Raw genomic sequence first — 21,520 nt, 5'->3', positions numbered from 1 at the left:
TTTATCTTATACCTTTCCCGTATGTCCGAATCCTCCGGCGCCTCGTTCCGTTTCGTCGAGTATTTCTTCGGGCTCCCATGTCACGTGCGCATGGGAGGTAATAACCATCTGGCAAATCCGCTCGCCGTCGTTTATTGTGAACGGTTCGTTCGACAAGTTCACCAGAATAACGCCGATCTCGCCGCGATAATCGGCATCGATCGTACCCGGCGTGTTCAGCAACGTAATCCCGTGTTTGAGCGCCAGTCCGCTACGCGGACGTATCTGAGCCTCGTATCCTTCGGGCAGTGCGATGAATAAGCCGGTAGGAATCAACCTACGTTCAAGCGGACGGAGCACGACCGGCTCACGCAGGTTGGCACGCACATCCATCCCTGCCGAAAGAGGGGTTGCATACTGTGGCAACGGATGATGAGATGTATTGATAATTTTGACTTTCATGCTTTCTGTTTTGTTTGCCGGGCAAAGGTAGAAAAATTTGTCGAGAATGAATGAATGCATATTTGGGGCTTACAAAAACTGAAAGCCCTATAATGCACGATTATCGCCTTGTTTTTTGTTTCTAAATCTTCCGATAAACCTGATCGAACGGCACGCGGAACCGTTCGCCCCAGACACCTTCGGGCAAACGCATGCCGCATGAAATAATCATATTGATCTCCGTGCCGCGTGGCAGCTTCAGCATACGTTTTACCATCCGACTGTCGAATCCTTCCATCGGGCACGTATCGTATCCGGCATCCGACATGGCAAGCATAAACGTTTGAGCTATGAGACCGCACGATTTATGCACCACCACGCGCATATCGCCTTCCGAGACCTGATGTACCATGGGACGGAAAAGCCCGAAGCACCATGTCAAAGTTTTACGTAATGCTCCGAGCAACCCGAAGCATCGCGCGTAGAGAAACGGTATGATCCGCGTATAGTATAACTCTCTCCGTTCGATACGCTTGGCCTGACGGGCAGGTGAACTGTTATGTGTAATATTACCGCGTTCGAATGTCAGTACCGCACGGGCGCGTTGACGATGTAGGTCCTGTCGTGTAACGAAAACCACCATCTGCTTTGCGGAGCTCGCCGCCAATTGACCGAGACAGGCTTTCGAAAGTTGTCTGAGTATCTCGGGGTCCGTCACATGATACGCTTCCCATAACTGCATGTTACTGCTCGTCGGGGCGAGTGTGGACAGCAGGATACAACGCTTTACCGTTTCGGAATCTATTTCTTTCGTCGGGTCGTACTTGCGTACCGAACGGCGATGAACCAGTATTTCTTCGAATGTCACTTGTTTTATGTTTTGATATCGTTAAAAAAATAAGCGAGCCAAACACTTTGAGAACAGAGGGTGCGGCCGTTTATCGTACAACCATTAGCGAGGGGAAAAGGTTCTCGTCATGCAGAGAAAATGAAGCCGAATGCTGGCCGGAACTTTTCGGGAGTAAGATGAAGGTTGCGAGTAACGCTTTATGATCGCTCGGCCATATTCCCATCGGTTCAATAAACGTATCTTTACCGGAATCGGGAGCGCGCTCTCCCCGAAGAACGGAGCCACTCGGTCCGACGATCCGCATATCTTTCAGTGCGATTGTATTGTCCGAACGGTAGTAGATAAAATCAATACGTTCTCGGTCATCGGCATCGGGCGACCAGACTAATTGATCGAGTTTCGCCGCAGGATTATCCGCCGCAAAGGTGAAGCCCGGATAGTCGACGGCATTAGGATGCTTCTCGCGGAATGCATCGACAAATCCGTTGGAATACAAGAGTGCCGAGCAGTCCCATTCGATCACAACGTTACGATGATCGCGTATGTTTTTCGTATCAGCTTGCCAGTCGAGATGGGATGGCTCGTTAAAGTCTCCCCCGATCAGTACGATCTTGTCCTGCTCTTTTAATGCGTCAGAGAGCAGGGCGCGTATCTCATCATCACGAAAAGAGGCCCTGTTGTCGGCCAGTAAGGAGTCTATGTCCGTGACCGGCTGAGGCAACTTTTTCCAATCGCTGCTTCCGTAACCGCGAGGGAGGTAAGAGGAGCAGTTGAGCCAGTCTAAGTGTGCCGAATAAACAACGACTTCTCTTCCTTCGACCCGAAAACAGGCTTTCAACACGGAGCCCCGGTCGTTTTGCAGCGGATAAATGATTTCTTGCTTCAGAATGGGATATTTCGATATAATCCCCGTGCTTACACTCCGTTCGCCGTAATATGTTACGCCCGCCTCCGACAATGCGTCAATCAGACGGGCGATAAAATCCGTGTCGTTATAATTGCGTACTTCGCTGAATGTGACAAAATCCGGTTGCAAACGAGCGATATGGTTCACGATACTCGCGAATCCGCCTTCGATCATTGTCCCCTCCTGCCAGATATTGAACTGCAGGAGGGTAATTTCTTTAGGGCTTTCTTGACGGCAACCGGCACAGAGCAGGAACAAAACAAAAATATATTTCAAGTGTCTCATCTTAATTTGTGTATTATTTTAACAACCACATAACGTCGTTTGGGGTGTCTGTTCCGTTAAACTGACGTTTTATTGCATTTTCTACATTTTCCTTATTGCGTTCATATTCGTTTTCAGGATACATCCATCGGACCGGATACTGTGTCTTGATTTCATTCATATTCGTTGCCGGATCTAATGGCAATTCAGGATAGCCCGTACGCCGATAATCGTAATATGAGTTAAACGGTAACTGTACGAATGATGCTATATATTTCTGAATCATAATTTGTTTCAACCCTTCTGTCTCGTTAAATGCAGCTTTACCCTTTAAATATCCGTCGATATACGCATCATCTATCGTTCTTCCGTGCCGATATGCTTCGGGAGTATGTTCTGCCGTAAATTTCATGGCGGCACGGACTCCTTTTTCATAATGCTCCTTGGCCGAGCCGGGTGTCTTCCATCCTCGCAAAGCTGCTTCGGCCAGGATAAATTGAGTCTCGGTGTAGGCGATGAACTTTACCGGCTCGCCCTGTGGCATGCGGTGATAACGTTTGTTTATTGTAGAATGTTTTCCGGCAGCAAATTCGGCTTGAATCTGTCCGTATTCCAGCACGGGATTTACACCACTGTATGCATCGAAAGAAGACATGTCAGCAGTCAACGCTTTCGCCGGTTCTGCAAAATAGAAGAGGCGGTAATCCTGTAAGTCCTTCAACATATTTACGAAAAACGAAGTGAAAACAGGATATGGCCAGAAGTTCTGTTTCTCATGGTAGAACGGATACCACTGGCTACTTTTGCCGGCATCGTATGTGCGCTGATAACTGTCGGCTTCGCTCTCAATAAGAGGAGAGGCGGCTGTTTTCTCGAACAGGTTGCGTATATCAATACCGGCCACGGTCTGTTTTTTGCTTAACATATTCAGTACACGCAACATGAAACTGTTCGTTGCACGCTGCCATTTGACCGGATTCCCGTTATAAATAAAATCACCATCGAATGCCGAAGCCGAACCGAATAGCTCGGAAGATTTCTGTAAGTTTTTCAGAATGACTCCGAATACCTCCTCCTGGGTATCATATTGGGGCGAAACAATGCCTTCGGATTCCCCTTTCAAGGCTTCTGAACAAGGAACATCACCCATAGCCATGGTAGCGTTATAGAAGACCAGTGCCTGCATAAAATAATCCAGTGCTTCGTAGGCTTGTTTTTTGTTTTCTGCCATGCCTTGATCGGCATGTACCAGGTCTACCATCTTCTTCGTGTCAATCAGATAGGCATAAGCATCGTAATTGCCGCGTTCGAATTTATTGTACATATACCATTCCATGTGTTCGGTAAAGCCGGTAGACTTCATCAGCCACGAGTCGCCAAATAGCCATTTGCTTGCCGGGCTGTCCGTCGTATTGAGAATGACTCTTGTCGCTAAAAAATCGGGAGTCACCATTGTCGGTGTATCCGGATTCAAGTTGATATCGTTGAAATCGCCGCAAGCAATCAGCATGACGGAGAGTAAGGGATAAATTATCTTTTTCATAATGATAGGTATTATAATGTCAAATGAATATTAAAACCGATATATCTGGTGGTCGGAGAGTTCAGGTTCTCTTTTCCGCGATCCGGGTCTGAATACTTGAACGCTTTGCTCCACATCAATAAGTTTTGCCCGATTATGCCGATCTGCACATTTTTCATAAGTAGTTTATCTGCGAGTGGGGCAGGGAAGGAATAGTTCAGCGCCACTTCGCGCAGCTTGACGAAGGAGGCATCGAGGATATTCTGGCGAGGCTGGTGATCCCACGGATTTTCATTATAAACCATGGTGTAGCTCTGGTATGATACGGGGATATCGTTCGGTGCAAATGTACGGGTATCTTGCAGCATCCGACCGTAAGCATCGTATGAGGCAGATCCGTTCACTACTTTCGAACCTGGGGCGACGTAATTCTGCTTTCCGTTCACTACCTCGTCGTAGCGCCACTGATTATCACTATCCGGATGTGATCCTGCATGCCATAATGCCTGTTCTGTCCATGAATACATCATACCTCCCAAACGACCATCTAATGAAATACTCAGATTGAAATCTTTATATCTGAAGCTGGAACTGAGACCCAGGATCAAATCCGGATCGCTGTTTCCGATCACACTTTGATATTTATTCTTGACAGGCAACCCTGCCTGATGAACGATATTTCCCTCGTGATCGCGTTCCCAATCGTAGTAGAAGAATTTATCGTAACGTTCTCCTTCTTTGATGCGGGGGTCTTTCGAACTGTACACCGGATCGAGTTTGTCGTAATACCAATGGAAAAATGCTGCATTCAATGCTCCTTCCCATGTGAAGTCGCGATTCACGACAGGTTTACCTCTGAGAGTAAACTCCATGCCTCGCTGCCGGATTTCTTCTGCAGTGTTCGTTGTGATTTGTCCGAAGCCTGAGCCTGTCGATATTTTGGATGAGATCAGTCGGTCGTAGCGTAGCCGATTGAAGAGCGTATAATCGAATCCTAACCGGTTATTAAAGAAACGGAAGTCTGTACCGAACTCAAAGGACGATTCCGTTTCGGGCTTGATATTCGGATCACGCAAGGTGGTCGGATATGTTGCAGTAGACAATCCGTTCCACACATCTGTTTCTACAGAATATATCCGGTTCAGTTCATACACTTCCAGATCTCTTTTGGCTACTGTCCACGAGGCGCGGATTTTCCAGAAGTCCAGGATATCTTCGACCGGATTCCAGAGAGCTGTCGGGATCATGCTGCCTGATACGGAAGGGTAAAAGTAAGATCTTGAAGAAGAAGGGAGCGTTGACGACCAGTCGTTACGTCCGGTGATGTCGAGATAGATCGTACTTTTCCATGATAGACCTGCTTTTCCATAGATACTGTAGAGTGCTTTCTCACTTATTTCTTTCGAAACGTTCGGTCGTTCTACCGAAGCGTTCAGGGAGTAGAATCCCGGCACTGAAAGCCCGCCACGAGTATTACTTGTGAACGAAACGGTTTTATACCAGTAAGACGAGAGACCGGCGATTAGATCAATACCAAAGTCGTTATGGGAATAATCTCCTTTCACGATGAGGTCGTTATTGAAACTGGATCCGTCGTGTTGTTCATATCTGTAATATCCGCGTTTCTGACCGCTGTCACCGATCGACTGGCGGTAGTCCTCATCATTGTTGTAATTATCGAAACCCGAACGGAATATGACAGAGAGATTCTTCATAAAATCGTATGAGAGCGTAACGTTCGTTGTAAACAGATTTTTATCCTGCTGATGAATCCGCTCATTCATGATATAGTAAGGATTATCATACCATGCTTCGAAAGGCCAGTTTTGCTTCCGGTCTTTGACTTTCCAGTAATTTTTGTAGTCGAATACATCGTACTCCGTTCCGCTCCATATCAACATGTTATAGAAGATATTGCCATTGCCGTAATTGACTCTCGGCATATTCGGCACTTTTTCCTTTTTATAAGAGAAGCTGGCGTCAATTTTAAAGTTGTTGTATGTGATGTTGCCGTTGCCTGTCAGAATATATTTATTCAGGCTTGTATTAGGATAGGAACCTCGTTCGTGAACTTGTGTTCCCGAGATACGAAAACCTCCCAGTTTGCCGGCCTGCGAAATACTCACGTTTGTATTGGTAATAATACCCGAGCGGAAGAAGTTCGAGATATTGTTCTTTCCTCTCGGTAGCAAGGGCATCATTTGCTGTTCCATCGTCAGCGGGTCATACTGTTTTACTTCGCGACCATCCATGTAGTTTCCCCATACATAACCGCTGTTGTATTCTAATTGTCCGTAGTTTCCCGTACTGTACGACGTTTGTGCTTCCGGAATTTTCAGATAGCCCATTCCGGCCATTGTATGATTCGAAATATTGACAGTCAGTGTGCCGGACTCACCGCTTTTTTTCGTTGTGACCATGATAGCGCCTGCACGACCACGCACACCGTATAAGGCTGAAGCCGTCGCACCTTTCAGTACATCGATACTTTCAATATCTTCGGCCGAGAGATCGTGTAGAGTTATATTTCCATAAGCGACACCATCTACCACGATCAGCGGATTTTCCCCACGCAACATAAGCTTTGGTTTTTCCGATATTTCGGAACTGTTATGAATAGCCAGACCGGCAATTTTACCCGTCAGACTGGATGCCACATCGGTCCCTTTCACGGCAGAGAGCGCCTCCCCTCCGATTTTCTGCACCGAGTAGCCGAGCGCTTTTTCTTCCCGTTTGATACCTAAAGCCGTTACCACTACTTCGCTCAGACTTTTCGTATCTTCAATTAGCACGACGGTAAACGACGTTTTATTTCGTGTATCAAGTTCCTGCGTGTGATAGCCGATATAAGAAACAATAAGGGAGGCATGATTGGAGACAGATAAGGCGAATCGTCCGTCGTGATCTGTTACGGTGCCATTCGTCGCCGTGCCTTTTTCGATAATGTTTGCTCCGATTATTGGCGTGTTCGATGCATCCATGACGACGCCCGTCACAGCTTTTCGCCTGTCATCCTGTACTACCGTTTTTGCCGATAGCTCTTTAGGAGATAAGATGATGTTTTTGTCCAGAACCTTGTACTGAATGTCCATGTCGGCAAATAATCGGTCTAATACGTAAAAGATATTTTTTCCCTCGCTTTTAATGGTGACCACACGCGCCATATCTATCCGACGGTTGTTATAAAAGAAGTGGAATTCAGACTGTCGCTCGATTTCGTCCAGGACCTCCTGCATCGTGCGGTTTTGTGCATTCAGTGTCAGGAGCGTTGATTGTCCATCGTTTTCCGCCGCTCGCATTCCTCCTGCGCAGAGCAACAGGCAAGTTATCAACACAAGCCCTTGTAATTTGCACTGTAACAAATAGCACGACAGGATTCCGTGCCTGATTTTCCGGTCTGTTTGTTTGTTTTTCATGTTTTTGGGTAAATCATTATAATATCTGTGTTAAAAAATCTCTACGATTGTTTTCTCTTGTGCCGCATCCTCCTTCCTCTCCGGCTCAATTATTCGATACCGAATACCCGAAGAGATACGGAAATGTTCCAGAATAAGCGGTAGTTGTTGCGTATCGAAGCGTCCGGTGTACGAATGTTCGTATAATTTATTGTTTTTTACATCGAACTGAGCGTTAAAACGTTTTTCGAGGATTCTTAACGCATCTTTGAACGGGGTGTTACGGAAGATGACCAAACCGTCTTTCCAAGCAATCTGTGTTTCGGGGATTATTGTATTGAGAATTAAATGCTTCGTCGTTTTGTTATATCGGACATATTCGTCCGGATTCAGCACGATAGACGCTTCCCCGTGATCGCCCGATGGGTACGTGAAGCGAACAGAGCCGGAAACCAGCGTGGCGTTGACTAGTTCATCTTTCCGATAAGCTTCCAGATTAAACTCCGTGCCTAGTACCTCGACCTTTGCTCCGGAAGAGGTGTGTACGATGAACGGCCGGTTGCGATGTTTACGTACCGAGAAATATGCTTCGCCTTCAAGATCGACTTCCCGACAGTGGCCTGTGAATACACTCGGATAAGTTATGCGTGAGTCAGCATTGAGCCAGACCATGCTCCCGTCGGGAAGAGTGGTTGTTGCCACCATGCCCGGAGAAGTGTGTAGTTCTACATTTCCGATTGTCTTTTCGGGGAGATGCTGGTAAAGTAGCACACAAAAGAGCGGAATGAATAAAATAGCGGCTATCCTTTGTGTCCATCGCCCGACCGTGCTCAGACGTCGCCATACGATCTTGCGACGGACATTTCTCAACGCTTCTATCGTCTTTGCTTCACGAATTGTCCTCAGTACCTCTGTACTGTAATATATATAATGTATATCGCGAGTCAGTTGCTCATTAGTTTCCGATTGTGCAATCCATGTTTCCACATCGACTTTTTCCTTTCCGAAAATCTTTCCGGAAAGATATTCCAGCAAAATCGCCTCATCGATCTTATTCCCTGTTTCCATATTATGAAGACGATTTACATGTCAAATATCCTAAACTTGGTCGTTCGTTGGGAGGGATATTTTTAGGGAAGCTAAGATTTATCTTCGTCTTTTTATCGTATTTTTGTGAAAGAAATAAGAACATGAGAAAGGATAAAGGTTATAGAATATCGGACGAAACACTCTTTTTGCAAATCCGTCACGGATGCGGGAAATCTTTTGATGCACTTTTTATAAAATATTATCCGGTGCTATGGGCTTATACGCGGCAGTTTATCGAGCCGGAAGATGGCGAAGAAGTAGTACAGGATGTTATGGTCTGGTTGTGGGAAAACCGGCGGCAGGTTTCGTTTGAAACGTCGCTGAAGAACTATTTGTTCCGTGCGGTACGTAACCGTTGTCTCTCTTTGATTGATCGCAATGAGCTGAAACGAAAAGTATACCATATCGTCCATGAAAAGATGTCATCGCACTTCGAAAATCCCGATTTCTACGACTACGAAGAGTTGACCCGACGGATCGAAGAGGCTTTGACACGTCTTCCGGAAAGTTATCGCGAGGCTTTTGAGCTAAATCGCTTCCATCAGCTTACGTATAAAGAAATTGCTGAGCGGCTGAATGTATCGCCCAAAACAGTTGATTATCGTATTCAACAAGCTTTAAAACAATTGAGGGTGGAGTTAAAAGACTTACTGCCGATTCTTTTTCTCGTCCTATAACAACCCGTTATCGCGCAGCCATGTGTCCGCTTCGGCGAGCGCTTCGGGTTTTCCGATGTCTATCAGGCGAAGGCCGTCCTGCACGTAGGGGCAGATCGGAGCTTTGGCGCAGACTGAAAGATAGAAGTTGATGATTGAAAACTTGCCGGTCCATTCTTCCATCAGGTCGAAGATTTTGGGGGAGATGACATGGATACCTCCGAAGGCATATTCCAAGTATTTCGACGGGTCGAACTGCGGATAGTGCGAGCGTACCTCCCCTGTGTTGCGGTTACGCCAGCCGTAGAGACGATGGTCTTTTTTCTGCCCGAAGAGCAGTCTGCGTGCGGTCTGGCGGTGGCTTACCACAAGCGTGGCCAGTGCATCCGATGTCAGATGATGACGATAGAGCGCTTCCAGATCGACATTTGAGAAGATATCCACATTATGCACCAGAAACGGTTCGTCGCCCTTCAGAAACGATTGTGCCTGTTTGATTCCGCCTCCGGTATCCATCAGATAGTCACGTTCGTCCGAGATATCGATGTGAAGCCCGAAATGACTCTTTGAGGTGAGGAACTCAATGATCTGTTCGCCCAAATGATGAATGTTGATGACGAGATGGGTGAATCCGGCAGCTTTCAGCTTCAGGATAATATGTTCGAGCATAGGCTTCCCGCCGACGGGTAGCAATGCTTTAGGCGTCTCGTCGGTCAGCGGTTTGAGACGTGACCCGAGCCCTGCGGCAAAAATCATGGCTTTCATTTTTCTTTGGGCTCAAAAGTCTCTTCTATGTTCTGCTCACGGTGAATCAGCCGCACTTTAACGTCGTACTTCTGATGTAAATGCTCGGCCAGATGTTGGGCTGAATAGACGGAACGATGTTGTCCGCCCGTACATCCGAAAGAAACCATCAGATTCGTAAATCCACGGTCTATGTATCGTTTGACGGATGCATCCACCAGCGAGTATACATGGCCGAGGAAAGTAGTGATTTCACCATCGTCTTCCAAAAAACGGATAACCGGTTCGTCCAGACCCGTGAAATGATTGAATCGTTCGTACTTACCGGGGTTATTGATGGCCCGGCAATCGAAGATAAAGCCTCCGCCGTTGCCGCTCGGATCGTTCGGGATTCCTTTTTTGTAGGCAAAACTCACGATCTTTACTTCGAGCATGCGTTTGCGGTGTTCTTCCGAGAACTGTTTCAGTTGAATCAGTTGTTTCAGAATAGTGCAGAGGTACGGATATTCCGGATAATCTTCGTGTAGCAGTTCGCGCAGATTCTCTAACGCATACGGTACGCTTTGAATGAAGTAAGGTTTTTTCTCGAAATAGCCGCGAAACCCATACGCCCCCAATACCTGTAGGGTGCGGAACAATACAAACTGTCTGAGCCGGTTGCGGAATGCCGCCTCATTCACGTCCGTATATTTTCGGAGTGCCTGAATATATTCGCCGAGCAGCTCTTCCCGTAGCTCGTTCGGATACCGCGCTTTGGCCTGCCAAAGAAACGAGGCTACATCGTAATAGACCGGCCCTTTGCGTCCTCCCTGAAAATCGATGAAATAGGGTTCTCCGTCCTTGATCATCACATTACGTGACTGAAAATCGCGGTACAGGAAAGTTTCTTCCGAGTCGCGTAACAACATACGGCACATCTGTTGGAAGTCGTCTTCGAGTCGCGCCTCCTGAAATTCGAGACCGGTGGCTTTCAGAAAGCAGTATTTGAAATAATTCAAATCCCACATGACCAATCGGCTGTCGAATTCGGGCTGCGGATGGCATCGCGAAAAGTCGAACCCTTGCGCACCGGTGTACTGAAACGCCGGCAGCATCCAGATCGTTTTCTTCAGTAGCGCCCGCTCTTCCGGACTGAAGACACTGCTCTGCCGTCCTTTCTCGATGGCGTGAAAAAGCAGCGTGTCACCGAGATCCTCCTGCAGATAGAAACGTTTGTCGTCGGAGTGGGTGTAGATTTCAGGAACAGGCAATCCCTGCTGCCTGAAATGATGCCCCATATAGATAAAAGCTGCATTTTCTTCGATAGAGGTGCCGCATACCCCGATCAATGAGGTCTTGCCTGCCAGCCGAAAATAACGCCGGTTCGAACCTGACGAAGGAAGTTCTGTTACTTCGCTTGCCTCCGTACCGGTTTGCAGGCGATATAGTCGTTTTAATTCATCTGTTATCATTACGGGACACGAAGGTACGGCAAATTATTGGAAAAAGAAAACGGATAGTATGTTTTTCAACAGCAGAAGTTGGGACAGGGGGCTTGAGACATGCGGTAAGAAGGCGGCAACTCCTTTTAAACATCTGCTTATGGTTACGAAAAAGCGGACGTTTCCAAATTAATCATTAACTTTGCACGTCTTGAAAATAATAACTCGATGAAAAAGTTAATTCTATCACTTATGACAACCGTACTGTTTACTGCCTGCGGCAACAAATCGCAGACTGTTCATGATGAAGCTGCAAAACAACAGGAAATCGACTACACGGTCGATCGTTTTGCCGACATCGAAGTACTTCGCTACGAAGTCCCCGGATTCGAAGCCTTGGCTTTGCAACAAAAACAGTTGCTTTACCATCTCTCGGAAGCCGCGTTGATGGGCCGCGATATTCTTTTTGATCAGAATTGCCGTTACAACCTTGCTATTCGCCGCTCGCTCGAAGCCGTGTATCAGGAATATAAAGGCGATCGGAACGACGCGCAGTTTAAGGCGCTGGAAACATACCTTAAACGCGTATGGCTGGCTAACGGTATCCACCATCATTATGCCGAAGACAAATTTGAACCGACGGGTCTTACGCCGGAATTCTTTGCGGAATGTATCCGTCAGGTTGATGCGGCCCGCTTACCCCTTCGCGAGGGACAGAGCGTGGAGCAGTGGCTTGAAGAAATCACGCCGGTCATCTTCGATCCGAAGGTGATGCCCAAACGGACCGTACAGAGCGGTGAAGGCGATATCCTTCTGGCTTCGGCAAATAATTACTATGAGGGCGGCATCACACAGAAAGAAGCGGAAGATTTCTATGCCCGCATGCGTCTCCCGAACGATACGATGGCTGTCTCCTACGGCCTCAACAGTCGGCTGGCTAAGGTAAACGGCGAGCTCGTTGAAAAAGTCTGGAAAGTTGGCGGATTGTATACGCAAGCGATTGAACGCATCGTCGACGAGTTGCAAAAGGCCGTGGCCTTTGCCGAGAATGACGCACAGAGAGCCGTTATCGAGAAGCTGATCGAATATTACCGTACAGGCGACCTCAAAACGTTCGATGCCTATGCCATCCTCTGGGTGAAAGACCTTGCGTCGGAAGTAGACTTTGTCAACGGCTTTACGGAGACATACGGCGACCCGCTGGGCATGAAAGCAAGCTGGGAGTCGATTACGAACTTCATCAATCGGGAAGCGACGAAGCGTACAAAAATCATCAGCGAAAACGCGCAATGGTTCGAGGACCATTCGCCGATGGACAAGCGTTTTAAGAAAGAAGAAGTAAAAGGTATCACCGCGAAAGTGATCACCGTGGCAATGCTTGGAGGCGACTGTTACCCGACAACGCCGATCGGCATCAACCTGCCGAATGCGGACTGGATACGCAAGCACTACGGCTCCAAGTCGGTGACGATCGAGAATATCACGGAGGCCTACGACAAAGCGGCGAAAGGAAACGGATTCAAGGAAGAGTTTGTGATCAACGATGCGGAACGCGAACGGATCGAGCAATACGGTTTCATTACCGACAACTTGCATACCGACCTGCACGAATGCCTCGGACACGGCTCGGGACAGCTGCTCGAAGGCACAGACCCGAATGCGCTCGGAGCATACAGCTCGACCCTTGAAGAGGCGCGCGCCGACATTTTTGCGCTGTACTATCTGGCCGATAAAAAACTGCTCGAACTGGGGCTGTTGAGCGATCCCGAAGCTTACAAGGCCGAATATTACAAGTATCTTATGAATGGCTTGATGACTCAGCTTGTGCGCATACAGTCGGGCAAAGACATCGAAGAGGCACACATGCGAAACCGGCAGCTTATTGCCCGCTGGGCTTACGAAAAAGGGAAGCCGGACAATGTCGTCTCATTCGAGAAACGTGACGGTAAGACGTTCGTTGCCATTAACGACTACGAAAAGTTGCGGACGCTCTTCGGCGAGCTGCTGGCGGAACTTCAACGCATCAAGAGCGAAGGTGATTTCAATGCCGGCAAGCAATTGGTGGAAACGTATGGCGTTAAAGTAGACCGGGCCCTTCACGATGAGGTGCTGGCACGCTATCAGCGTCTGAACCTCGCTCCATACAAAGGGTTTGTCAATCCGGTCATGAAGGAGGTTAAGAATGCACAGGGCGAAGTGACCGATATTACGCTCGATTATACCGAAGGGTATATAGAGCAGATGCTGCGGTATAGCAAGGAATATTCCTTCCTGCCTACATATAATTAAGATTGACGGATTGATTGTTTACTTAAAAACGATAAGAAAAAGAAATGACTCCCGATCTGTATGACTTCGAGAAAATGAAAGCTCGGTTTTCACGCTATCTGATTGAAAAAGGGATGCGGAAAACAACGGAGCGTTTCATGATTCTGGATCATATCTGCCGGATTCAGGGGCACTTCGATGTCGAGATGCTGCACAAACAGCTTGACGACGATCATTTCCATGTCAGCAGGGCCTCCATCTACAACACGATCGAGACCCTCATGGATGCGCATATCGTAATCCGTCATCAATTCACCGCGCAACTGGTACAGTACGAGCTGCACGATGCAGCCGCAACTCATCACCATGCGATATGCAGTTACTGTGGGGCGGTCAAGGAAATCAAAGACGAACGTCTCTCGGACGGAGTATCGCGTTTACGTACTCCGCGGTTCACGTACGAGTATCATTCGCTCTATCTTTACGGGATCTGTTCGAAATGCAAATTCCGGATGGCACACCGGAGCAAAAAGTCGGTCGCTACGTGAGAAACGGAAAAACAAACAAAAATAATATAAGAAGATGAAAGTAGATGTTCTTTTAGGTTTACAATGGGGCGACGAAGGTAAAGGAAAGGTCGTTGACGTATTGACACCGTCTTACGATGTGGTCGCACGTTTTCAGGGAGGCCCGAACGCCGGACACACGCTCGAATTCGAAGGAAAGAAATATATCCTGCGCTCCATCCCGTCCGGTATTTTTCAGGGCGGTAAAATCAACATCATCGGAAACGGTGTCGTGCTCGACCCGTTATTGTTCAGGGAAGAAGCCGAGGCGTTGGCCGCCAGCGGATACGATATCCGGAAACAACTGCGTATCTCGAAGAAAGCTCATCTGATCATGCCGACGCATCGTATCCTTGATCGTGCCAACGAAGCGGCCAAAGGTACCGGAAAGATCGGCACGACCGGCAAAGGCATCGGCCCGACCTACACGGATAAGATCAGCCGTAACGGCTTGCGCGTAGGGGATATTCTCCATGATTTTGAAAAGAAATATGCCGAGGCCAAACGTCGTCATGAAAATATGCTGCGTGCCATGAACTACGGATACAATATGGCCGATCTGGAAAAACCGTGGTTCGAAGCACTCGAATACCTGAAGCAATTCGAACTGATCGATAGCGAACATGAGATCAATGAATACCTGACCGAGGGCAAGTCGGTACTGGCCGAAGGGGCGCAAGGCACGATGCTTGATATCGACTTCGGTTCTTACCCGTTCGTTACGTCATCGAACACCGTCTGTGCCGGTTGTTGTACCGGACTCGGCATTTCTCCGCGAAATGTTGGCGAGGTGTACGGCATCTTCAAGGCTTATTGTACGCGTGTCGGAAGCGGTCCGTTCCCGACGGAGTTGAAAGACGAAACGGGCGAAGAGATGTGTCAGCGCGGATGCGAATTCGGCTCTGTTACCGGGCGTAAACGTCGTTGCGGATGGATCGACCTCGTAGCGTTGCGGTATGCGATGATGATCAATGGCGTTAGCCGGCTTATCATGATGAAAAGCGATGTGCTCGATACGTTCGATACGATCAAAGCATGCGTCGCCTATCAGATCGATGGGAAGGAGGTGACCCGCTTCCCCTTTGAAGTGACGGAAACATCAACTACTCCTATTTATACGGAGCTGCCCGGATGGAAAACAGATATGACAACGATGAAAAGTGAAGACGAATTTCCGGAAGAGTTTAATGCCTATCTCTCTTTCCTTGAAGAAGAGCTGGGCGTTCCCATCAAGATCGTATCCGTAGGACCTGACCGCGAACAGACGATTATCCGGTATACCGAGTGATTTTCCCGCATGCGTTTTCGGCAGGTAACTGACATTTTGTCGACTGGCACTGTTTTTGCATCAGAGCCAGTGATGATATAGTATTAACTTCAATTGTAGAAACGATGACGATGTATTCTTTATATTGGGTGCTCTTTATCGGCATTGCCGTCATCAGCTGGATTGTATCGGCCCGGATGCAGAGCAAGTTTAAAAAGTATTCTCAAATCCCGATGCCCAACGGCATGACGGGGAGAGAGGTGGCGGAAAAGATGCTGCGCGAAAACGGTATCACGGATGTGAGGGTGATCTCGGTGGCCGGTCAGCTGACCGATCATTACAATCCGGTTACCAAGACCGTCAACCTCAGCGAGCCGGTTTACGCAAGCAACAGCATTGCCGCTGCTGCCGTAGCGGCACACGAATGCGGGCACGCCGTACAGCACGCAACGGCTTACGGTCCTCTTAAGATGCGTTCGGTGCTTGTCCCTGTCGTCAGCTTTTCTTCCAATATCGTGCAGTGGGTACTGCTCGGAGGCATGCTGATGTTGAAAGCTTTTCCGCAGCTGTTGCTGATCGGCATCATCCTGTTTGCCGTGACGACGCTGTTTAGCTTCATCACCCTGCCGGTCGAAATCAATGCCAGCAGCCGTGCCCTGGTATGGCTGAAAACAGCCGGTATCACGAATTATCAGACGGACGGAATGGCTAAAGACGCCTTGCGCTCGGCGGCTTATACGTATGTCGTTGCCGCACTCGGCTCGCTGGCCACCCTTTTGTATTACATCCTGATCTTTTTAGGAGGAAGACGAAATTGACGAATGGCACAGAAACCTTCTATTCCGAAAGGAACGCGCGACTTCTCGCCCGAAGAGATGGCCAAGCGTAATTATATTTTTAATATGATTCGTGACGTGTATCATCTCTACGGCTTTCAACAGATCGAAACGCCCGCCATGGAAAATCTTTCCACCTTAATGGGGAAGTATGGCGAAGAGGGCGATCGTTTGCTGTTTAAAATTCTGAATTCGGGCGATTGTCTGTCGGGATTTACGGATGAGGAACTGCGTGAACGAAATGCGCTCAAGTTTACAGCCAAAGCTTGTGAGAAAGGGTTACGTTATGATTTGACCGTACCCTTCGCCCGCTTTGTCGTACAGCATCGCAACGATCTCTCGTTTCCGTTCAAGCGTTACCAGATACAACCCGTATGGCGTGCCGACCGGCCGCAGAAAGGACGCTATCGGGAGTTCTATCAGTGCGACGGCGATGTCGTCGGGTCGGATTCGTTGCTGAACGAGGTGGAATTTATCCAGATCATGGACGAAGTGTTCCGCCGTTTCGGCATACGCGTGTGCATCAAAATGAACAATCGCAAAATCCTGACCGGCATTGCCGAGATGATCCGTGAGGCAGATAAAATCACGGACATCACCGTGGCGATGGATAAGCTCGATAAGATCGGTCTCGACAATGTCAACGAAGAATTGCGGAGCAAGGGTATTTCGGAAGAAGCGATTGCAAGGTTACAACCCATTATTGTCATGCAAGGCGATAACCGCGAGAAGATGGCCGTGCTGAAAGAGATGCTCGCCAGCTCCGAGACGGGGATGAAAGGGATTGAAGAAACGGAATACATCCTGAATCATATCGAGCAGCTGCCGCTTACGGCTACGCTCGAAACCGACCTGACACTGGCACGCGGACTGAACTATTATACCGGCACCATCTTCGAAGTGAAAGCACTCGATGTCGAAATCGGCAGTATCACCGGCGGAGGTCGGTATGACAATCTGACAGGTGTGTTCGGGATGGACGGTATGTCGGGGGTCGGCATCTCGTTCGGAGCAGACCGTATCTACGACGTGCTCAACCGGCTCGATCTCTATCCGGCCGATTCGCTCCAAACGACGCAAGTCATGTTCGTCAACTTCGGTGAGAAAGAAGCGGCTTATCTGTTGCCCGTTATGGCACGGGTACGTGCGGCTGGCATACGTGCCGAACTGTACCCCGAAGCGGCGAAGATGAAGAAGCAGATGGGGTATGCCGATGCGAAAAGGATTCCGTTCGTAGCCCTCGTCGGCGAAAACGAAATGGCCGAAGGAAAGATCAACCTCAAGAATATGCAGTCCGGCGAACAGGAATCCGTCGGTATGGATGAACTGATTGAAAAGATAAAATGACGGATATTTTAATCTGTAGTTTCAACCTGTCAAATCCGGTCACAACAGTCTGTTCGAACAGCACCAAACAGGCTAAATACAATGTCCGGAGGAATTTACACATCTAAAAGAGGGTGTGCCCAAACATAGCGTTTAGACACACCCTCAAAATTCTCCGGACACGAGTTCCTGTTATCTCCTTTTATTATCTTATCTCAAAGCAACACCCTGAATTCACCTCAAATGTTCCGTTAACGGACGTTTCTGGCGATTTGACCGTCAATTTTGCACGATTAGACACCGTTACATTCTGCAATGTAAAACCGGAACCGCAGCTCCGGGCAAATCGGTTGGACGATATGTTATTCGCCAAACTGTTTACGCAGTTTGCTGCCTGGACGGCGGCTTCGGCGTCTACCAAGCCGTACCCCACTTCATTATTCCAGGAACCGTTAGGATGAGCCGGCGTCGTTTGAAAAACGTAGTTGTCTAACTTCCGGCATGTCATTTCAATAATACTCCGGACTTCATGTTCGTACAGATGCGGATTAACGGATAAGATCAATGCGGCAATCCCCGCTACCTGCGGACAGGCAGCCGAAGTACCCCGAAAACCGACACGATAATCGCCGGCCGGACCGGGAGCTGTGTTTTTCCCTTTCTCTCCTTGCAAATCGGTCGTGTATACCCTTGTTGTGATTTCATTATTATCATCAGGACCAACAGGAGCGACCACATCCAGGTCTTTACCGTAGTTGGAACTCCCTACGCGTTTTCCTTTATTATCGACAGAACCTACAGCCATTACATTCGGAAGATTGGCAGGGTAGCGTACCCGAGGTTTTCCATCATTATGGGAACAAAAAACAACTACGCACCCTTTTCCACCTCTTCCCCGAAGAATACATTCGCTAATAACGGCATCATAAACATTTGAATTATACGATGATCCCCATGAATTATTAATAACATCAGCTCCAGATTGGTACGCATGTCTAAGGCCGGCTATATAATGTTCACTCCAACCTCCTCCTTCTGTAGCTGACCTTATCGGTATTATCTTACATTTCGGTGCAACTCCTACCACTCCGATGGAATTATCAACAGCTCCTACGACACCTGCGCACCATGTGCCGTGACCGTCATCACCCGTATAGCTTCCTTTGGAATTACCTCCGGTAGCATCATATCCGAGATACTTTAGCAGATTGGCTTCCAGATCGGGATGCGTTAAATCAACACCTTCATCTACGATGGCAATCTTGATATTACCGTTACCCTTGGTGATTCTCCATGCAGGCTCGATATTGATATCGATGCCCGGTATCCCTCCTTGCTGCCCCGTATTTTTGAATGTCCACTGTTGGGGCCAATACGTATTGCCTAACATCGCTTCCATATAAAAATTGGGTTCTACAAAATCGACCGTTCCCGTTTCATATACCTTACGGCATACGGACAGCATATCTTTCATCTTGCAGTCTAACGTCAGCAGAGATATTCCCGATGCCGGCAGAATCAGTTCTTGTTTTCTGATTTTACCGGATAATCCGCTTTTCCGGATTACGTTTTCTATCGTTTCTCCTTCGCAGGGTTTGACGAAAATACTGTTGGATAAAGCCAGCTGTGCAGCATTGTTATATTCCAGCATATAATAGACATCTTCTACCCTATCGGAGCGCATAAGTTCTTCATCCCGGAATCGATTCGGGTCGACCTTCGCTTTTACCAAACCGTCGGACAGCCTATCCAACGATTCGAACTTGAATTGCCGAATAGCCCGGTCCTGCCAATCCTGCGATTTCGTCTTAATGACAACGAGGTCTTTTCGAATCTTAAACACTTCTTTTTTCCCATCTTTCGAATAGAAAAAATCCGATTGGGCAAACAGACTCGTTGCAAGAAGTGCAACAAATAGACATAGATATAATCGTTTCATAACTTTACTTTTTAATTATTCTGCTTTCTTGAAAGTCATTAATACCTGGCCCGGATATTCAGCCGTATAAGCACAGAAACAATCCGTTTCAAATTCGGAATCGCTTATCGCATGAAAAAAAATTTTTTGCTCCGATCCTACTCCGGTAACATCTTTCAGCATAATTGCATGTTCGGTATCGAATATCTCATAATGATATGTTTTTACCGGAAGCCCGGGTTCCATCAGTTTGAGTATTTTCCGATCGATAAACTCGATTTTCACTGATTTCCCACCAAGTATCGGATAAGTATGTGCATACATTCCCAATTGCAATACCGGTTTCGGCTTAGGCCCGGTTGGCACAATCGAAGTCAGCTCCATCGTTCCATGCTTCTTACCTAAACTGTCTGTTTCGGTCCGTACAATACCACTCAGCCGCACATTGACTTCTGTGATCGTATCTAATGTGTTCTTATAAACAAATTCTCCTTTCCACTCTTTTACGGATGCCGGAAGATTTTTTACCTTACACAGAACAGTTTCTCCCTTTTGATCCGTATAGCCGAAGTATGTATTTCCTTTATACGAACCGTACGGAGGGTAATGTATCAGCATATTTTCGGGATTGGCACGCCATACGTGCTCGACATCGCTGCCCACCAAGGGTGAAACCACAATCCGCAACCTCGTATCCAGATTTTCAATCCTGATACCATCATCCTGTTTGTCCGGACCGTCTTCTTTTCCACACGACTGCCATGCCGTAAACAGCAACAAGATACAGAGGTGTCTGATAAATATAGTAGATTTCATAATGTTTTCTTACGGATTCATTAATTTTTTTGAACTTAAAACAGCGCCATTTACCATTAATCGATAGAAATTTACTCCCTTGGCAAGATCGGACGCATACAAGGTAATATAACCATTCTTCCCGGATGTATCGAGAGGAATCGTTTTAACAACGGCCCCACCGGTCGAATAAACTGCGATAGAAGCCTGTGTTGTACCTTCGGGTAATTGATAACTGATTACGGTACTCCCGTCTACAGGATTGGGAACATTCTGAGACAGATATTCACCGTCCTCGGAAATTTTTCCTGCCGTATTATCGGAATAAGATGATACGCCTTTCTTCAACGATATACCCTGATTGCCGTTTTGTTCTAATTTCTCAACCCTTTCTTGCAGGTCTTTGATAGCTTCTACCAATACGGGGATTAGTCCCGTATAGTTAATCGAAAGGGTTCCTTCCGCATTCTCATCGACAAGTTCGGGAAATAATTCTTTTACCTCCTGAGCAATAAACCCATATTCCCGTATGTACTTGTCTTTTTTTACTTTATTCAGTTCACTCAATGCAGACGGTGCATCCTGGGCTCTTATTTTCCCGGTCTCAACCATTCTTGCTATTTCTGCCGCATTGTCTTTTTCCGATTCAACCAGTTTATCGTACATCTTTCCATTCAGTCGCTTCATGTTATTCACATAAACAGAGCGCTGTTCTCTCATGTTCTTAATGTTTCTCTTTTTCGTCTCGTCCGATGTAATCAATAACCCGGCCGACGTCCATACCTGACCGTTGACTTCCAATTTGTAAGTAGACGGCTTTCTGCCGACTCCGACATTGCCGTTGTCTCCAACGAAGAGCTTGAAGTTCGGAGAAGCCTGATTAGGTGTCCAAAAGTTCAAGCCTCCGTCCCAATACTCAATACTATGATTGGGGCCGAGAAAGAGACCCGGGGAAGCAGCCGAAGCCACCGAAGTGTAGTTTGCAGGCCGTGGCCCTACAAAAAGATGATTGTCTCTGAATAACAATTGCGCCTTGGCAGAGAAAACACCTGCTACCATAAAAAACATTACTGCGACGGCTGTTGCCACGCTCATTCTCATTCTAACGTTCGTTTCCATCTTTTTATTGATTTAAAATTAATAATGCCTCAAATTTAGATAAAATCCTCGAGATTTTACACCGGGCAGATAAAAACACAAGGCCGACGCTCTGTTTTCTGTCCCCTCCTCTGCGTGTTCTTAGCCACAATTTTACTATCTTGGAGGAAAAAAATTT

Annotated in this window: 17 protein-coding genes; 6 read left to right on the top strand and 11 right to left on the bottom strand. The window is 47.4% G+C overall.

Annotated features, from left to right (window positions below; all coding sequences use genetic code 11):
• Positions 1-6: 6 nt before the first annotated feature.
• From dut to Tanf_RS10205, 6 genes are all read right to left on the bottom strand, one after another.
• Positions 7-441: a dUTP diphosphatase gene (dut, locus tag Tanf_RS10230; protein WP_014224867.1), complete on the bottom strand. Its 435-nt coding sequence runs from the start codon at positions 439-441 to the stop codon at positions 7-9.
• A 121-nt stretch (positions 442-562) separates the two neighbouring features.
• Positions 563-1,288 (bottom strand): nitroreductase family protein, encoded by a 726-nt coding sequence (locus Tanf_RS10225; RefSeq protein WP_046825803.1) that lies wholly within the window; start codon positions 1,286-1,288, stop codon positions 563-565.
• A gap of 70 nt (positions 1,289-1,358) precedes the next feature.
• Positions 1,359-2,462 (bottom strand): endonuclease/exonuclease/phosphatase family protein, encoded by a 1,104-nt coding sequence (locus tag Tanf_RS10220; protein ID WP_052449083.1) that lies wholly within the window; start codon positions 2,460-2,462, stop codon positions 1,359-1,361.
• 13 nt (positions 2,463-2,475) lie between these two features.
• Positions 2,476-3,984 carry a SusD/RagB family nutrient-binding outer membrane lipoprotein gene (locus tag Tanf_RS10215; RefSeq protein WP_046825802.1) on the bottom strand — a complete coding sequence of 503 codons (1,509 nt, stop codon included), beginning with the start codon at positions 3,982-3,984 and terminating at the stop codon, positions 2,476-2,478.
• Between the two features lie 11 nt (positions 3,985-3,995).
• On the bottom strand, positions 3,996-7,379 hold the full coding sequence (locus Tanf_RS10210) for a SusC/RagA family TonB-linked outer membrane protein (RefSeq protein WP_052449082.1): 3,384 nt from the start codon (positions 7,377-7,379) through the stop codon (positions 3,996-3,998).
• Between the two features lie 30 nt (positions 7,380-7,409).
• Positions 7,410-8,426, bottom strand: a complete 1,017-nt coding sequence (locus Tanf_RS10205) for a FecR family protein (protein WP_046825801.1) — start codon at positions 8,424-8,426, stop codon at positions 7,410-7,412.
• A 122-nt stretch (positions 8,427-8,548) separates the two neighbouring features.
• Between Tanf_RS10205 and Tanf_RS10200 the strand changes: the two genes are divergently transcribed.
• A complete protein-coding gene (locus Tanf_RS10200) occupies positions 8,549-9,124 on the top strand; it encodes an RNA polymerase sigma-70 factor (RefSeq protein WP_046825800.1) in 576 nt (191 codons plus the stop codon).
• Here Tanf_RS10200 and Tanf_RS10195 read toward each other — a convergent pair.
• Both Tanf_RS10195 and Tanf_RS10190 read right to left on the bottom strand, forming a co-directional pair.
• Complete coding sequence (locus tag Tanf_RS10195; RefSeq protein ID WP_046825799.1) at positions 9,119-9,868, bottom strand: nucleotidyltransferase family protein; 750 nt, start codon at positions 9,866-9,868, stop codon at positions 9,119-9,121. The genes Tanf_RS10200 and Tanf_RS10195 overlap by 6 nt on opposite strands.
• On the bottom strand, positions 9,865-11,298 hold the full coding sequence (locus Tanf_RS10190) for a RapZ C-terminal domain-containing protein (RefSeq protein WP_046825798.1): 1,434 nt from the start codon (positions 11,296-11,298) through the stop codon (positions 9,865-9,867). Before Tanf_RS10190 ends, Tanf_RS10195 begins: the two co-directional genes overlap by 4 nt.
• 198 nt (positions 11,299-11,496) lie before the next feature.
• Here Tanf_RS10190 and Tanf_RS10185 point away from each other — a divergent pair, with 198 nt between their 5' ends.
• From Tanf_RS10185 to hisS, 5 genes are all read left to right on the top strand, one after another.
• On the top strand, positions 11,497-13,557 hold the full coding sequence (locus tag Tanf_RS10185; protein ID WP_046825797.1) for a dipeptidyl-peptidase 3 family protein: 2,061 nt from the start codon (positions 11,497-11,499) through the stop codon (positions 13,555-13,557).
• A 44-nt stretch (positions 13,558-13,601) separates the two neighbouring features.
• The gene (locus Tanf_RS10180) at positions 13,602-14,084 is read left to right on the top strand and encodes a Fur family transcriptional regulator (protein ID WP_046825796.1); all 483 of its coding nucleotides are present in this window, start codon (positions 13,602-13,604) and stop codon (positions 14,082-14,084) included.
• Between the two features lie 34 nt (positions 14,085-14,118).
• Positions 14,119-15,390, top strand: coding sequence for an adenylosuccinate synthase (locus tag Tanf_RS10175; RefSeq protein WP_046825795.1), 1,272 nt, complete (start codon positions 14,119-14,121; stop codon positions 15,388-15,390).
• A 110-nt stretch (positions 15,391-15,500) separates the two neighbouring features.
• Positions 15,501-16,187, top strand: coding sequence for a zinc metallopeptidase (locus Tanf_RS10170; RefSeq protein ID WP_046825805.1), 687 nt, complete (start codon positions 15,501-15,503; stop codon positions 16,185-16,187).
• Positions 16,188-16,190: 3 nt separating this feature from the next.
• Positions 16,191-17,552 carry a histidine--tRNA ligase gene (gene hisS, locus Tanf_RS10165; protein WP_046825794.1) on the top strand — a complete coding sequence of 454 codons (1,362 nt, stop codon included), beginning with the start codon at positions 16,191-16,193 and terminating at the stop codon, positions 17,550-17,552.
• Between the two features lie 184 nt (positions 17,553-17,736).
• On the opposite strand, the gene Tanf_RS13895 is transcribed toward hisS, so the two are convergent.
• Genes Tanf_RS13895 through Tanf_RS10150 form a run of 3 tightly spaced genes read right to left on the bottom strand, consistent with a single transcriptional unit; the run spans position 17,737 to position 21,363 of the window.
• The gene (locus Tanf_RS13895; protein WP_052449081.1) at positions 17,737-19,470 is read right to left on the bottom strand and encodes a S8 family serine peptidase; all 1,734 of its coding nucleotides are present in this window, start codon (positions 19,468-19,470) and stop codon (positions 17,737-17,739) included.
• A 15-nt stretch (positions 19,471-19,485) separates the two neighbouring features.
• Positions 19,486-20,265, bottom strand: coding sequence for a hypothetical protein (locus tag Tanf_RS10155; RefSeq protein WP_140230685.1), 780 nt, complete (start codon positions 20,263-20,265; stop codon positions 19,486-19,488).
• Positions 20,266-20,274: 9 nt separating this feature from the next.
• The gene (locus Tanf_RS10150) at positions 20,275-21,363 is read right to left on the bottom strand and encodes a tail fiber domain-containing protein (protein WP_046825792.1); all 1,089 of its coding nucleotides are present in this window, start codon (positions 21,361-21,363) and stop codon (positions 20,275-20,277) included.
• Positions 21,364-21,520: the final 157 nt, after the last annotated feature.

Origin of the sequence: Tannerella forsythia, from assembly GCF_001006485.1 — a bacterium.
GTDB classification, from domain to species: Bacteria; Bacteroidota; Bacteroidia; order Bacteroidales; family Tannerellaceae; genus Tannerella; species Tannerella forsythia.
Note: the sequence above shows the minus strand (reverse complement) of the source record. Positions and strands in the feature narration are given on the sequence as shown.

What these genes read in the sequence shown, in the direction of transcription:
- Tanf_RS10220 (WP_052449083.1), bottom strand. Translation starts at nt 2,462, where the DNA reads ATGAGACACTTGAAATATATTTTTGTTTTGTTCCTGCTCTGTGCCGGT.
- Tanf_RS10190 (WP_046825798.1), bottom strand. Translation starts at nt 11,298, where the DNA reads ATGATAACAGATGAATTAAAACGACTATATCGCCTGCAAACCGGTACG.
- Tanf_RS10205 (WP_046825801.1), bottom strand. Translation starts at nt 8,426, where the DNA reads ATGGAAACAGGGAATAAGATCGATGAGGCGATTTTGCTGGAATATCTT.
- Tanf_RS10215 (WP_046825802.1), bottom strand. Translation starts at nt 3,984, where the DNA reads ATGAAAAAGATAATTTATCCCTTACTCTCCGTCATGCTGATTGCTTGC.
- Tanf_RS10170 (WP_046825805.1), top strand. Translation starts at nt 15,501, where the DNA reads ATGTATTCTTTATATTGGGTGCTCTTTATCGGCATTGCCGTCATCAGC.
- Tanf_RS10150 (WP_046825792.1), bottom strand. Translation starts at nt 21,363, where the DNA reads ATGGAAACGAACGTTAGAATGAGAATGAGCGTGGCAACAGCCGTCGCA.
- Tanf_RS10185 (WP_046825797.1), top strand. Translation starts at nt 11,497, where the DNA reads ATGAAAAAGTTAATTCTATCACTTATGACAACCGTACTGTTTACTGCC.
- Tanf_RS10200 (WP_046825800.1), top strand. Translation starts at nt 8,549, where the DNA reads ATGAGAAAGGATAAAGGTTATAGAATATCGGACGAAACACTCTTTTTG.
- dut (WP_014224867.1), bottom strand. Translation starts at nt 441, where the DNA reads ATGAAAGTCAAAATTATCAATACATCTCATCATCCGTTGCCACAGTAT.
- Tanf_RS10155 (WP_140230685.1), bottom strand. Translation starts at nt 20,265, where the DNA reads ATGAAATCTACTATATTTATCAGACACCTCTGTATCTTGTTGCTGTTT.
- hisS (WP_046825794.1), top strand. Translation starts at nt 16,191, where the DNA reads ATGGCACAGAAACCTTCTATTCCGAAAGGAACGCGCGACTTCTCGCCC.
- Tanf_RS10195 (WP_046825799.1), bottom strand. Translation starts at nt 9,868, where the DNA reads ATGAAAGCCATGATTTTTGCCGCAGGGCTCGGGTCACGTCTCAAACCG.
- Tanf_RS13895 (WP_052449081.1), bottom strand. Translation starts at nt 19,470, where the DNA reads ATGAAACGATTATATCTATGTCTATTTGTTGCACTTCTTGCAACGAGT.
- Tanf_RS10180 (WP_046825796.1), top strand. Translation starts at nt 13,602, where the DNA reads ATGACTCCCGATCTGTATGACTTCGAGAAAATGAAAGCTCGGTTTTCA.
- Tanf_RS10175 (WP_046825795.1), top strand. Translation starts at nt 14,119, where the DNA reads ATGAAAGTAGATGTTCTTTTAGGTTTACAATGGGGCGACGAAGGTAAA.
- Tanf_RS10210 (WP_052449082.1), bottom strand. Translation starts at nt 7,379, where the DNA reads ATGAAAAACAAACAAACAGACCGGAAAATCAGGCACGGAATCCTGTCG.